4 protein-coding genes and 1 pseudogene are annotated in these 15,102 nt (G+C 68.5%); 2 read left to right on the plus strand and 3 right to left on the minus strand.

From position 1 onward, the window contains the following. The first annotated feature begins 38 nt into the window (after positions 1 to 38). Positions 39 to 1,317: pseudogene (locus DVH02_RS13670) on the plus strand (tyrosine-type recombinase/integrase). A gap of 78 nt (positions 1,318 to 1,395) precedes the next feature. On the opposite strand, the gene DVH02_RS13675 reads toward DVH02_RS13670, so the two are convergent. The 3 genes from DVH02_RS13675 to DVH02_RS13685 form a co-directional block, all read right to left on the minus strand. After that, positions 1,396 to 1,938, minus strand: a complete 543-nt coding sequence (locus tag DVH02_RS13675) for a DUF4265 domain-containing protein (protein ID WP_158575883.1) — start codon at positions 1,936 to 1,938, stop codon at positions 1,396 to 1,398. Then, complete coding sequence (locus tag DVH02_RS13680) at positions 1,910 to 2,680, minus strand: polymorphic toxin-type HINT domain-containing protein (protein WP_114624076.1); 771 nt, start codon at positions 2,678 to 2,680, stop codon at positions 1,910 to 1,912. Before DVH02_RS13680 ends, DVH02_RS13675 begins: the two co-directional genes overlap by 29 nt. Before the next feature lie 324 nt (positions 2,681 to 3,004). Continuing rightward, on the minus strand, positions 3,005 to 6,592 hold the full coding sequence (locus DVH02_RS13685) for an FG-GAP-like repeat-containing protein (protein ID WP_147286057.1): 3,588 nt from the start codon (positions 6,590 to 6,592) through the stop codon (positions 3,005 to 3,007). 717 nt (positions 6,593 to 7,309) lie between these two features. Here DVH02_RS13685 and DVH02_RS13690 point away from each other — a divergent pair. Further along, entirely contained in the window at positions 7,310 to 15,097 is a 7,788-nt protein-coding gene (locus DVH02_RS13690) for a ricin-type beta-trefoil lectin domain protein (RefSeq protein ID WP_114624110.1), read from the plus strand. Positions 15,098 to 15,102: the final 5 nt, after the last annotated feature.

Genomic DNA, 15,102 nt, shown 5'->3' on the forward strand with positions numbered 1-15,102 from the left:
AGTGACTTCTGTTAGGACCTCTAACAGGACGCCGCCTGATGCCCACACCCCGGGACACGCCTGCCGTCGCGTCCGCGCCAACGGCGACGAAACCGTCTACCAGCGCAAGGACGGCCGCTGGGAGGCCGCCGGATACGTCCTCGCCCCCGGCAACACCCGCAAGCGCGTCCGCGTCTACGGCACCACCCGGAAGGAAGCCCTGGCCAAGCTCACCGAGAAGATCGCCGCCAGCAACCGTGGCGTCCCCGCCCCATCCGCGCAGGGCAGCCTGGCCGCGTACCTGACGTACTGGCTGGAGCACGTCGCCGTTCACCAGCTCCGCGAGAACACCCACGCCCGCTACACCGCCGTCGCCCGGCTCTACCTCATCCCCGGCCTCGGACGAAAGAAGCTCGCCAAGCTCACCGCCGAGGACGTCCGCACCTGGCTCAACCAGCTCCGCACCACCTGCCAGCGCTGCACCCGCGGCCGCGACACGGCCCGCGAGGAGTCCCGCTGCTGCGCCGCTCGTGAGTGTTGCTTCAAGCGACTCTCGCCGCTGACTCTGGCCTACGTTCACTCGGTGCTCAAGTCCGCTCCGGAGCACGCGGTACGCGAGGAGGAGATCCCGCGCAACGTCGCCCGCAACGTCCGCATCGGCACCCCACGACCTCGCCGCTTCGAACCCCTCACCGCCGACGAAGCCCGCCGTTTCCTCGCTGCCGCGCGCGGACACCGGCTCCGTTCCCTGTTCGAACTCGCTCTCCACTCCGGACTCCGCAAGGGCGAGCTCCTCGGCCTTCGCTGGGAAGGCCTCAACTTCGGCACCGGTACCGCTGCCGTCCGCCGCGCATTGCAGCGCACCAGCACGCGCGGACTCACCACGTTGCCCACCAAGACCCGGCCTCCGAGCGCCGCATCACCCTCCCCACCCGCTGCCTCCAATCGCTGAAGGTTCACCACGAACGGCAGCAGCACGAGCGCGAGGCCGCGGCCACCACGTGGCAGCACCACGAGCACGTGTTCACCACACCGCAGGGCAGGCCGATCGACCCGACCAACCTCACCCGCCGCTTCCGCCGCCTCCTCCACAACGCAGAACTCCAGACCATCCGCTTCCACGACCTCCGACACTCCACCGCCACCCTGCTCTTGGAACAGGGCGCCGATCTCGTCGTCATCAAGGAACTCCTCGGCCACGCCCACATCGGCGTCACCGCCGGCGTCTACGCCCACGTCCGACTCCGCCTCCAGCGTCAGGCCATCGATACCCTCGGCAGCATCCTCAGCCCGACCGACGATCCAGACGACCCGCCCACCGCAGCCGTCGTCCGCTGACGTTGCCGTCAGCGTTGCCGTCAAGCGGCACAGAAGCCCTACCGAAATCACTCTCGGCGGGGCTTCTGGCGGACCATATTAGAGATCTGACTCTGGCAATCCGAGTCCGTCTCGGTGAGCCCTCGCGAGGGCGCTCTCTTCGATGCTGATTTTCTCTTCACTGGCAATGCGAAGGAGAGCGGTCCTCATAGGTGCGTAATCAACATGCGGCGGCACATCGATTGCCCACAAAAATCCGGTTGCATCAATCTCCCAGGAACAATCAAAGGCGCGAAGCGTGGCGTCGACTTCCCCTCCCGCGCCGTCACCTTTGATGATGATGCGGACCGCCGAATGGCCAGACTCAGAAACGAACTCCTCGAACACGAGCTCCCTGCGCTCGTGATCAGCCCTGACCCGCACGATATCCCCGAAGGCAACACCCTTCACGTAGAAGGGGGTGTTCCGGACCTGAACCTCCATCTTCACGGAGGTCTTCCCAGTCCAGAGCCGCTCCGTAGACGCACGCGCCCAGTGGGCTGTCTCTTCAGGGAGGTCGAAGGCTACCTTGTACAGCCTCTCAGGCTTATCGTCCGACGCCGACTTTCCGGCGCTAGTCATCGAGGAAATCTCTGAGCTCATCGTCCCAATCTTCCAGAGGTTTCGTGGACTTATCTCTGTTGCATCGACGGCAGGCCACCGCTCCATTGTGGTCGCCACCGTGCCCTCCACTGGCCTTCGGCTCTACGTGGTCGATCTGGGCATCGTCGGGCCTCCCCTTGACGGCGTTTCCATTGGCGTCTCGTGATGCGCGCCGCTCCACCGTCTGCCCACAGTAGTCACACTTGTACTCGCCGCCGTTCTGCGCGGCATTGGCGTCGTAAACCTTCTGCCTCTCGGCATCAGTGAAATCCAAACCGGCTCTGTTGCAGTTATGAACTAGAACAGGCGTGGTGCCTGCCAGCACATAGTACGTGTGCTTATCGGTGACGGTGAGGTTGTGGACCTTTTCCGCCGTGGCCGTCCAGCGTTTGATCGCCGTGATCTGGACGTGGGTGCCGGCGCTTGTGCGGAGCCACTGGCCTGCCTTGAGGTGGGTGGCCTTGATCCAGGTGTTGAGTGCGGGGACCCAGAAGGGGTGGCCGTCCGTTGCTGTGAGCGTGGAGGTTGTGGAGGTGGCCTCGGTCGGGGCTTCGGTCGGGCCCTTGCCTGCTTCCGCGTCGCCTTCAGCGGCGATCGTGACCTCGACCAGGTTCTTCTGTCCCTGGCCGGTGATCTGCGCCGATACCGTTTCCACGCTCGTCTCGCCCGTGGCCGGGTCGGTGGCCAGGACCTTGTCGCCGTTCCTGACGTCTTCGATCGGCTTTGTCGTGCCGTCGGCCATCAGGACCAGCGTGCCGGGGACGAAGCTGTTGCAGCCGGACTTGGGGCTCTCGCCGTGGCTGGCGCTGCCGGTGCCTCCGCTGCTCGGGCTGTTCGTCCGCGTCGCGCTGTTGGTGCGCGCCGGGCTCGCCGTTCTCGCGGCGCCGCCGCCTCCGCCGCTGGACTTGGTACCTGTGTGTGTGGGGGGGCGGGCTGGGTCAAGGTCAGCTACGACGGTGCGCAACGCTCGGAGAAGTGCCCGACCTGCAATGGTTGAGGCGCCGCCGCCCGCGCGGTATGCGCGTGCGGCGGCGGCCTCGGCAGGTGGGGCGGGGTGCGGGCGGGGTCAGCCGAATCCGAGTTTGCTGGTCTTCCAGCCGCTGCCCGCGCTGATCACCGTGGTCGGCGCGCCCAGTGTGGTTCTGCCTCCCTTGTAGATCGCGATGGCACCGTCGTCCGTCACCGCCCAGATGTCCGGGATGCCGTCGCCCGTGACGTCCGGGGTGCCGTAAACCAGATGGATCGGCTTGGCCGCGGTCGTCCACCCGGTGGCGTACGTCGAGTCGACGCCCGTCTTGGAGGCGGCGGCGGTGGCGAGGGAGGCCAGGGCGGTGCCGCCCGCGGAGTCGGCCGTGCCGTAGCGGATGTAGAGCTTGCCCGAGGCCCCGGAGCGCCACACCAGGTCGGGTGCGCCGTCCTTGTCGTGGTCGCCGATGGAGACCAGGTCACGGTCGGCCCAGGCGCTCGCGTTCAGCTGGGTCGCCGAGGAGAAGACGGCACCGGTGTAGCCGGTGAAGGCCCACATCGCACCCGAGTGGGTGAGGACGAACAGGTCGGGCCGCTTGTCCCGGTTGTAGTCGCCCACGATGATCTGCTTGTACGTCGCGGGGTCGGGGGCGTTGGCGGGGAGCTTGATCCGGACGCGTTGCTCGATGTCCACGCTGCCGTAGCCGTCGCCCCGGTAGACGTAGAGCCTGCCGTCGGGCATCCGGGCGAAGAGGTCGGTGATGCCGTCGCCCGGGTAGGCGTCCCCGCCGTGGGCGATCAGCGCCGCCTTGCCGTCGGCGCCGATCCAGTAGTCGCCGTAGCCGTCCTCCTTGGAGAGGATCACCCCGTCGCGGTGGGCGCCTTCCAGCGAGTGGTGCAGATCGCCGGCCGGGTCGGAGGGGTACATCCTCAGCAGCCCGGTGTTCTGGATGGTGTAGAGGTCGGGGATGCCGTCCCCGGTGACGTCCCCGAAGGTGTCGGCCTTGTCGCGCGGTGTCACGTAGAAGAGGTACTTGGTGCCGTCCGAGACGTTGCCGGCGATGTCGACGGACCGTACGTACAGCACGTTCGGCCCGGCGAACGGCGGACGCAGCGGGTCCACGGTGGCCGATTTGCCGACCGTCGTCTTCTTGCCGCTCTTGTAGGCGGAGCTGTTGAACGAGTACTGGAACTCGTTGATGTCCTTCTCGCCGTTGGGGTCGAAGGTGAACGATCCGTCCGTGCCGAACGGCACCTTCGACCAGACGGTGCCGTCCTCGTCGGCCTCGGGGAAGGTCTTCGAGGAGACGACCGGCGAGGCGGGCTTGGCGCTGTCGTAGAGGAAGCGGCAGACCTTCGGGTCCGCCGTCGGGGCGTAGGCCGAGGCCGTTCCCGAGGAGTCGATCGCCCGGACCCGCCAGGAGTACTGGTACTTGTTGGTGAGCTTGGACTGGGCCAGCGTCACGGATGCCTTGCCCGTGCTGGTGACGGTGACCTTCTTGTCGAGGATCTTGCTGTCGCCGTATCCCGTGCGCCACAGCTGGAAGTGCAGCTGGGCGAGGTCCTGCCGGGTCGAGGTGTCGTCCGGGTCGGAGGAGGCGGCCGAGAGGGTGAGATCGTGCTTGCCGACGCTCTGGTACGGGGCGCTGGTGTCGCATCCCTTGCCCGGCGACTGCTGAAGCGAACTCGGCGTCTTGGGCGGCCGGTTGTAGACGACGGTGATCCGGGGGGCCGATTCGCCCTCGGCCTTGAACTTCTTCCACGAGTAGGCCGAGGTCTCGGTGCTCGCCTTCAGCCCGATGGTCAGCTCCGACCAGTTGCCGTTCGCCGCGTCCTGCATGATCGCCTTGGCGTTGAAGTCGACGTTCGCCTTGGGACACCTGGAGGCGTAGCCGTGGGCCAGCGACTTGGTGGCGATGTGCTTCTTCCAGTCGGGCTGCTTGCTCCAGGTGGTCTTGGAGGAGATGGCGCCGGTCTGCCACACCTGCACCTCCCGTGCGTCGCAGGACCAGGAGTAGGTCTCCAGCATCTTCAGCGTCGCCGACTGGACCGTGGCGCCCTTGATGTTGGTGGACCAGCCGAGGCGGAAGAAGGAACGCGAGGTGCCCCAGGTGGTGGACTCGAAGCCCACCCGCGCCTCCGTGGTGCCGGAGTTGTAGTTGGCGCCGTCGTAGAAGCTGGAACTGGGGTAACGGTTGTAGGCCGTCGTCCAGTTCTTGGTCTTCCCGGAGATCGACGGGTCGATGAAGACCGGGTAGACGGTGTCCTTCGCGGTCAGGAGCGACTGGTCGGGGATCAGCCGCAGCGGCGCGAAGCCGTTGTCCTGATCGCCGAGCGTGGCGTTCATCGGGGCCAGGCGGGTGCCGTTCTCGGGGCCCGCGAGTCCGGGCAGTCCGAGTGTGCCGTCGGCGCTCGACGCCGCGTGCCGTACGCCCGTGCCGGAGCGGTACGCGGCCGGGTCCGCGGAGCCCGTGGCGGCGGAGCCCTGCGCCGCGGATCCCGGGTCGGGCGGGTCCTGGTCCTCGGGTCCGGCGGGCTCTCCCGGCACATCCGTGTCCGGGGCGTCGTCCGGATCCCCTTCGCCGTCCTCGGCGGGCGGCTCGGGCGCGGCGGTGTCGAGACCGTCGGAGGAGTCCGTGCTCTCGTCCGGCACCTCCTCGTCCGGCGGTTCCGACGGCTCCGGCGCGGGCTCCTCGCCCTCTTCCTGGGGCGGCGGTTCGTCCCCCGCCCCCTCGGTGGGCGTTCCAGCGGAGTCCCACATATGCGGGGTGGGGGAGATGACGATCTCCTGCCCGTCGGCGTCCTCGCCGGTCACGACCTTGGAGCCCGGGTCGAGGCGGAAGGTGAGATCCGGGGAGGACAGGCCGTACGAGAGCGAGGCCAGCGCCGGGTTGGCGGCGGCCTCGGCGTTGTGCACGACCAGCACATGACTGAAGCCGCTGTCCTTGGCGGTGAGCAGGAGGTCGATGTCGGGGAAGACGTCGCGGTAGAGCGCGCTCGGGCCGGAGACGACGGGCGCGGGGAGTTCGCCGGGCCAGCTCAGGGTGGCCTCGTGGCCGCCGCTGTTCAGGGTGGCCAGCTCGTGGTAGCCGTCCTTCGGGTCGGCGGCCCGCAGGACGGGCCCGGCGGCCGTGGCGTGAGGGGTACCCGCGCTCATCGCGGTGGCGCCGCCCGCGCCGGGAGCCACCGTGTACACGGCCGGTTCGGCCCCGGAGGCGCGGCGGCCCACGGGCCCGGCGCCGCCCGGGGAGAAGACCACCGGGTCGGCCGCGGCCTTCTGCGTCCAGCCGCCTCCGCCCTCGACGGCGGTGAGGTCCGTGTCGATCGGCTGCCACGCCCCGTCGACCCGGGCGCGCACCGGGGCCGCGTGCACGGTGAGCCGGAAGGTGCCGTCCGGCTGGGCGTACGTGGTCGACGTCTCGGTGCGCAACGCGCCCACCTCGACGCTCCTGCCCTTGGCGACGGCCTGTTCCTGTGCGCCGTCCTCGGACAGGGGGCGTCCGACGGCGGGTGAATCCGCCTTCCCCCGGCCCTCCGCGGAGCGTCCGTCGGCCGCCGGATCGGTGGGACCGGGCGGCCCGGAGCCGGGCAGGGCGAGCAGCCCGAAGGTGAGCGCCGCGGCGATGGCGGCGGCCACACCCCCTGCGGCGCGCCTGGATACGGGCAGGCCGAAACGACGACGTTCCACGGTGCTGGAGTCCCCCTCCTCAATGGCGCGGGCATGCGAAAGCCCCCGGTGTCACGAGCAATCGCCTTACCCCCGGCGACCGCACGCGCCCGATGCCATTTCCCAAACTCAACGACCGCACCGCGCCAAGATCGCGGCGGGTGCGTGGTGAAGAGCATGGACCAAGAAATGAGCGGGGCGCCAGAAGTTCTTTTCGACGGGAGACGGGCCGTCCCGGCCGTCCGCGTGCCGTCGGATGTCCGGACTGTCCACCGAAACGGCCGACTTCTTTGAAGCCGCAGGTCGGAGGCGAGATCGCCAGACCCTACGAGAAGCGGACATATGCGAATGGAAGGCTATCCTTTAGCTGCACTTTATGTCCCCTTGATTATGGCATGGGGTTCATGCGGCGAGATGGAGCGATAGATCAACTCTCTTGCCTTGAATGATGTTTCGTTGTTCTTTTGCGTCATTGATCGCGGCTGGGCGGCTTTTATGTGGTGACGTAGATCACCGCAACCACATGGCAGTTGACGTTCTGTGAATCTCTGACGCAGGATTCGTGATCACCGGGGGACCACTGTGTGATCGCGACATCACCGCCAGTCCCCGCAGTAGTGAGCGTGGGGGGATATCGCCGTGCGGCGACCACAGTCATGGCAGTTCTGGCGTGCCCTGAATCGGGGGCGGCTCCGAGTCGCGCCGTTCCGTGCTGTGCGCCGGCCGTACGAACGGTCCATGCTCACCGTCATCGGTGTGCTGACCCTGGCCCTGCTGGCGGGTCTGCTGCCCAACACCGCTTACGCCGTGCCGCCGCCGCAGACCCAGCGCAACGGTGTGGAACTGGAAGACCTGCCGGAGGCCGACGAGGCCCCCGGCGACGACGACTCCCAGCTCGCCGAACTCACCCCCACCGACAGCGAACCGCGCGAGGACTACGAGCCGGTGGCCGTCGAGCCGCCCGCCGGCGGCAGCGTCAGCCAGAAGCTGTCGGGGCTCGCCGCCGGTGAGCTGGTCCAGGTCGGTGACCTGCCGGTCGAGGTGGGCGCACCCGACGGCGCGACCGACGCCGAGGCCAAGGCGCTGGAGGGCACCTGGCAGGTCGAACTGGCCACGCCCGACGCCATCGAGGCCACCGCCATCCAGGGGATGGCCCTCACCGTCACGCCGCCGGTCGCCGCCGAGGGCGACGCCGTGATCGCCCTGGAATACACCGAGTTCACGGAGTTGTACGGCGCCGACTGGGCCGACCGGCTCTCCTTCGTGCAGTACCCGTCGTGCTTCCTGACCGACCCCGAGGCCGAGGAGTGCTCCGAGCCCACCGAGGTCGCCACGGAGAACGTGGTGGAGGGCGGGGAGCGGCGCATCCTCGCGACCCTCGACGTCGCGGCGCTGGCCGCCGGAGGTGCGAGCGGGGACGGCGAGGACGCGGTCCGGGCCGCCGCGACCACTACCGACGCCGCCACCGCCACCGACGCCGTCTTCCGCGGCTCCCCGTCCGCCGCGTACCCCTGGAGCACGCCCGACACGGCGGAGGACGAGACCGGGCTGCGCACCCTGCTGCCCGTCGCCGCGAAGACCGCGAGGACCGCGGCGGCGGCCGGATCCGGTTCCTCCGTACTGCTCGCCACCGACTCCGGATCCGGATCCAAGGGCGACTTCTCCGCCACCCCGCTGGTCGCGGCCGGTTCCTGGTCGGCGGGCAGCGGTGCCGGAGGCTTCGGCTACACGTATCCGCTGAACGTGCCCGAGGTGCCGGGCGGCCCCTCGCCGAGTGTGGCCTTCGGCTACCACTCCCAGGTGGTGGACGGCCGTACCTCCGCCTCCAACAACCAGCCCTCCTGGGTCGGGGACGGCTGGGAGTACAACGCCGGTTCGATCACCCGCGCCTACCGCAGCTGCCGTGACGACACCAAGGACGGCAACAACGCCAAACACAAGACCGCCGACATGTGCTGGGGCTCGTACAACGCGACCCTCACCCTCGGCGGCACCACCACCGAACTCGTCCTCGACGACAAGAGCGGCGAGTGGGTCACCTCCAGCGGCGACGGCTCCCGGGTCGAGCTGCTGAAGGACACCAAGCTCGGCAACGGGGACGACGACGGCGAGTACTGGCGCGTCACCACCCGCGACGGCACCCAGTACTACTTCGGCCTGCACAAACTGCCCGGCTGGAGCAGCGGAAAGCCGGTCACCGACTCGGTCTTCACCGTGCCGGTCTCCGGCAACCAGAAGGACGAGCCCTGCTACAACGCCAAGTTCGCGGACTCCTTCTGCCAGCAGGCATGGCGCTGGAACCTCGACTACGTGGTGGACACCAGCGGCAACGCCATGACGCTGTGGTGGGAGAAGGAGACCAACCACTACGCGCGCGACAACGCGTACAAGAAGCCCGTCCCCTACGTGCGCGGCGGCTACCTCTCCCGCATCGACTACGGCCAGCGCGCCGACTCCCTCTTCTCCGCCGGGCCCATTGCCCGGGTCTCCTTCGCCGTCGACGAACGCTGCTTCGCCGAGGGCCAGCTCACCTGCACGGAGAAGAACTTCACCTCGGGCAACTTCGGCCAGAACCGCATCTGGTACGACACCCCCGCCGATCTGTACTGCTCCGGCGCCTCCGGCAAGGAGTGCTACGTACCGACGCCCACCTTCTGGTCGCGCAAGCGGCTGGCGAAGGTGACCACGCTGGCGCAGCGCGCCAAGGGCTCCACCGAGCTGTCGAAGGTCGACAGCTGGACCCTCAGCCAGACCCTGCCGGCCGATCACACCGACGTCGGCACCGCGCTGTGGCTCTCCGCCGTCACCCGTACCGGTTACGACACCGACGGTGAGGCGATCGTCCTCAACCCGGTCAGCTTCCTCGCCAACAGTGAGCCGATGCCCAACCGCGTCAAGAAGGGCGCCAAGGACACCAATCCCGCCTTCGACCGGCTGCGGGTCAGCCGGATCGTGAGCGAGTACGGCGGCGAGACACGCGTCGTGTACAAGGCGCCCGAGGGCGCCTGCGCCTCCGGCTCCGGATTCCCCAAACCGGAGGCCAACACCACCCGGTGCTTCCCCGCGTACTGGAATCCGGACCCGGAGCGGGAAACCATCGAGTGGTTCAACAAGTACGTCGTGGACTTCGTGGAGGAGATGCCGGCGCTGACCGGTGTGCCGTCCACCACGACCGCGTACGAATACCTCGACGGCGGTGCCTGGGCGCTCAACCAGGCCGAGTTCTCCAAGAAGAAGACCCGCACCTACGACCAGTGGCGCGGCTTCGCCCGGGTCAGAACCCTCACCGGCGAGAACTCCAGGAGCACCTACCGGGAGACCGAGCGCGGCAAGAGCGAGGTCCGCTACTTCCGGGGCATGGACGGTGATCCGCTGCCCGACGGGACCAAGCGCGCGGTCACCGTCAAGGACACCACCGGTGCCACCATCGCCAAGGACAGCGAGCCGTTCCAGGGCCGGGTCGCGGAGAGCGTCACCTACACGTCGGCCGCGGCGGCCGACTGGCTGACCCGCAGTGTGGACCGGCCGGAGGCGGTGCAACTCGCCTCGCGCGCCCGCGACGACGGCAAACCCGCGCTGAAGGCATGGCGGGTGCAGGACGTCGAGAGCCTGGACACCACGAAGTCCTCGGGCGGCGGCGACGACAAGCGCACGGAACGCACCCTGCGCACCACCACCGAGTACGACGCCACCTACGGCCTGCCGGTCCGGATCGACGAGTACAACGACTACGCCACCGGCAGCGCCGACAACCCCGACGACGACACCTGCACCACGCTCTCGTACGTCCACAACACGGCCAAGCACCTCATCGGCCTCTCCAAGGAGTCCCTGACCTTCACCGGTCTGTGCGCCGACGCCGCGAAGACCACCGGCGCGGACTGGATCTCCGGCGCCCGCGTCGCCTACGACGACAAGGCGTACGGCGAGGCGCCCACCGCCGGTCTTGCGACCACCACCTGGGACGTCTCGGGGAGCGGCGGCAGCTGGACCCGCGCCGGCGGCGCCCGCTACGACTCCTACGGCCGGGTGGTCTCCTCCACCGACGCCAAGGAGCAGACCAGCACCGTCACCTACGTACCGGACTCCGGCCAGGTCCACCAGGTCACCACCAGCAACCCGCTCAAGCACACCGCGACATCGGTGGTCGAGCCCGGCCGGGGCACCGCCCTCAGCGAGACCGACGCCAACGGCCGCACCACCGTCTTCTCCTACGACGCGCTGGGCCGTTCCCTCGCGGGCTGGAGCGCCGGGCAGGACAAGAAGGACCTGCCCTCGGTCCGCTTCACGTACAACACCACCGTCGGCGAGCCGGTCTCCGTGGTCACCGAGACACTCGGTGAGGACGACACCTACCACCAGTCCGTCGTCATCTACGACGGACTGGGCCGTGAACGGCAGACGCAGACCCCGGCGGTGGGCGGCGGCCGGCTGATCAGCGATGTCCTGTACAGCGCCAACGGCACGGTCAAGCAGACGAACAACGCCTTCTACTCCAACGGCGGCCCCACCACCCAGCTGTTCTCGCTGGCCTCCGACCACCAGGTGCCCAACAGCACGTTCTACGCCTACGACGGCCTCGGCCGGGTGCTCTCCGAGACACCGTACGAGGCGGGCCGGGCCAAGCCCGACAAGGCCGTGTCGTACGAGTACGGCGCCGACTACACCACGGTGACCGAGCCCGAGGGCTCCGCCTCCACCCGTACCTACAGCGACGCCCTGGGCCGCACCGTACGGATCGACACCCTCACCGGCACCGGCCCGCGGGCGTACTTCTCCACCCGGTACGACTACGACGCGCGCGGCGACCAGATCGCGGCGCGGGACAGCGAGGAGAACACCTGGTCCTGGACGTACGACGCGCGCGGACGGCTGACCGAGGCGGCCGACCCGGACACCGGCCGTACCAAGACCTGGTACGACGAGCTGAACCGGCCCTACGCCGTCGAGAACGCCCTCGGTGTGAAGGTGTGGACCGGCTACGACGAGCTGTCCCGCCCGACCGGCCAGCGGATCGACGACTCCAACGGCACCGAACTCACCAGGTTCGGCTACGACCCGGCGGGGGCCAAGGGCTATCCGGCGAGCGCGATCCGCTTCACCGACGGCAAGCCGTACACCACCACGATCACCGGCTACAACACCGACTACCAGCCGACCGGCCAGCGCCTCACCCTGCCGAAGGACATCGCCTCGGGCTTCGGCCTCAAGGAGACCTACGCGTACGGCTACGAGTACTCCAAGACGGGCCTCGCGGAGGCCGTGACCCTGCCGTCGGCCGGCGCGCTCGGCTCCGAGCGGGTCGTGGTCCGCTACAACGACGCCGGGCTGCCCATCTCCACGTCGGGCAAGGACTGGTACACGGCGGAGACCTCGTACAGCCCGTACGGCGAGGTGCTGCGCACCACCACCGGATCGCAGCCCTACCGGGTCTGGAACACCAACCTCTTCGACGAGAGTTCCGGACAGCTCACCCGGACGATCACCGACCGCGAGAACACCGGCGACACCTCGGTGGCCGCCGGAAACCGGGTCAACTCGCGTACGTACGGCTACGACAACTCCGGCAACATGACCACCGTCGCCGACCGGCTGGACGGCGTGACGGACCGTCAGTGCTTCCGGTACGACACCCAGGGCCAGCTGACCGAGGCGTGGACCACGCCGAACGCCGACTCGTGCGTGGCGAAGGGCCAGACGACGGCGGAGCCGAAGTACGCCGACGGAACGGTCAACGTGACCGCCGCCAACTCCGGCTACTGGCAGTCCTACACGTACGACACGATGGGCAACCGCACCAGGCTCGTCGCGCACCACCCCGGGCTCGACACCGCCAAGGACGCCACCACCGAGTACCGGTACGGCAGGACGGGCGCCGCACCGGACGCCGCGCAGCCGCACACCCTGACCTCGATGGCCTCGACGTACACGACCGATGCCGGGGCGAAGGTCCACGAGGGCGCCGCCCTCACGTATGACGCGGCCGGCAACACCGAGAAGCAGGTGATCGGTGGGGACGAGCAGGGGCTGACCTGGACCTGGGACGGAAAGGTCGAGAAGGTCACCGGGTTCGGGGCCAACGGCGCGGGCCCCTGGGTGGGGCCGGGCAAGAAGTGCATCGACGCCAGGGGCGGGGCCATCGCGGCGGGTACGGCGATCCAGCTGTACGCGTGCAACGGGACCAAGGCCCAGAAGTACCGCGTCGACGCGCAGAGTTCCTCGGAGCCGGGGACCGGTGCGCTGAAGGTCATGGGCAAGTGCGTGATCCCGGCGGGCAACGCCACGGCCAACGGCACGCTCACCGTCCTCGCGGAGTGCACGGGCGCGGCGAACCAGAAGTGGACGGCGACGGCGACCGGCGCGCTGAAGCACGTGGTGTCGGAACGCTGCCTGGACGTACCGGGTGGTTCGACGGCCAGCAGCGTGCAGCTCCAGATCAGTACGTGTGCCGGGAGCGCGGGGCAGTCGTGGGCGCCGGCCGATGTGACCTCGTACATCTACGACGCCGGTGGCGAGCGGCTGCTGGCGGTCAGCGGCGGCGAGCACACGCTGTACCTGGGCGACACGACGGTCGCCACCGACGCCGTCGGCGAACACGCCTACACCGAGCGCTACTACAGCCAGCCCGGCGCGCCGACGGTGATGCGCCGGGTGCAGCTGACCGGCAGCAACGAGGGCCAGCTCTACGCCCTGGTGACGGATCATCACGGCACGCCGATGGCGGAGATCTCGCTGGTGTCGGGACAGTCGGTGAAGCTGTCGAAGTCGGATCCGTTCGGTGTGGAGCGCAGTGAGGCCAGTACGTGGCTGAGCCATCGCGGCTTCGTGGGCGGGGACCGGGACAGCGGGACGGGGCTCACGCATCTGGGGGCGCGCGAGTACAACCCGCACACGGGGCGGTTCCTGTCGGCCGACCCGGTGCTGGACCAGAGCGATCCGGTCCAGATGAACGGCTACAACTACGCCAACAACAGCCCCATGACCTTCTCCGATCCCTCGGGCCTGGCCCCGGCGGGCGGCGGAGAGGGCGTGGGCGGCCCCTCGGCCTCACAGCAGTCGTGGGCACGGGCTGCGCTGAACCGGTCGCTGACCGATGTGATCCTCAGTACCGGCTGGGCGGTGCTCAAGGAGTTCCTGGGCTGGAACGACGTGGTCAGCTGCGTCACCCGGGGCGATCTGTGGGCGTGTGCGAGCGTGGCGATCGACGCGATCCCCTGGAGTTCGGTCTTCTCCAAGTCGAAGAAGATCTGGAACGCCCTGAACGCCACGATGAGCGCGATCAGCGCCTGGCGCTCGGCCCAGGCCAAGGCACGCCAGATCATCGAACTGGCGCGCAAGGCGGCGGAGGCCGCGAAGCGGCTCAAGGCGGCGAAGGAGAAGGCACTCAAGGCCGCCCAGGCGAAGAAGGCGAAAGCCGCGGCGGCAGCCCAGGCGCTGCGCGCCAAGGTCGCCCGAGCCAAGGCACCGACGGGCAAACCGGTCCAGAAACAGGCCCGCGTCAACCTCACCAAGTCCAGCGGCGGAGGCGGCGGCGCCGCGAGAACGGCGAGCCCGGCGCGCACCAACAGCGCGACGCGGACGAACAGCCCGAGCAGCGGAGGCACCGGCAGCGCCGGCCACGGCGAGAGCCCCAAGTCCGGCTGCAACAGCTTCGTCCCCGGCACGCTGGTCCTGATGGCCGACGGCACGACGAAGCCGATCGAGGACGTCAGGAACGGCGACAAGGTCCTGGCCACGGACCCGGTCACGGGCGAGACGAGCGTGGAAACGGTATCGGCGGAGATCACCGGCCAGGGACAGAAGAACCTGGTCGAGGTCACGATCGCCGCTGAAGGCGACGCGGAAGCAGGCAAGGGCCCGACCGAAGCCCCGACCGAGGCCACCTCCACGACCTCCACGGTCACGGCAACGGACGGCCACCCCTTCTGGGTCCCCGCGCTCAACGCCTGGATCAAGGCCACCGACCTCAAGGCGGGCCAGTGGCTCCGCACAAGCGCCGGCACCCACGTCCAGATCACGGCGATCAAACGCTGGACGGCCACGGCGGAGACGGTCCACAACCTCACCGTCACCGATAAGCACACGTACTATGTGCTGGCGGGGGCTACTCCGGTCCTCGTTCACAATTGCGGTGGCGCTCAAGACTTGGCCGACCGTGCATCCGAGATTCACGGTCAAGCGGGTAGCGAAATAGCTATGAGCAAGTCAACTGTTGCCGTAGTCAGTGCGCAAACCCCGAAGGGTGTCGTTCACGTGGTTGCTGGCAGTGGTCGTGGCTTGAATAAGGCACAGAAAGACATGCTTAGCGGAGTAGAGTTTCCCGCTCGAAACATCCCCGGAACTCACGCGGAGCAGAATGCACTCCTGTTCATCAATGAAATGAGATGGTCCCCGATTGCTGGAGGCGCCTCAAGGAGTGTGTGCAGTGAAGTCTGTGCGCCGCTCATTCGGGCGGGCGATGGTCGCATAAGTGGCCGCGTCTACCAGAACGAATCAGGGACAAAGATTAGGACTTACGAGTGGTAAGCATC

The sequence above is a fragment of the Streptomyces corynorhini genome, assembly GCF_003346515.1.
GTDB classification, from domain to species: Bacteria; Actinomycetota; Actinomycetes; order Streptomycetales; family Streptomycetaceae; genus Streptomyces; species Streptomyces corynorhini.

Excerpts from the sequence above, each read along its gene's own strand:
- DVH02_RS13680 (WP_114624076.1), bottom strand. The coding sequence starts at position 2,680 with ATGGCCGACGGCACGACAAAGCCGATCGAAGACGTCAGGAACGGCGAC.
- DVH02_RS13690 (WP_114624110.1), top strand. The coding sequence starts at position 7,310 with ATGCTCACCGTCATCGGTGTGCTGACCCTGGCCCTGCTGGCGGGTCTG.
- DVH02_RS13675 (WP_158575883.1), bottom strand. The coding sequence starts at position 1,938 with ATGAGCTCAGAGATTTCCTCGATGACTAGCGCCGGAAAGTCGGCGTCG.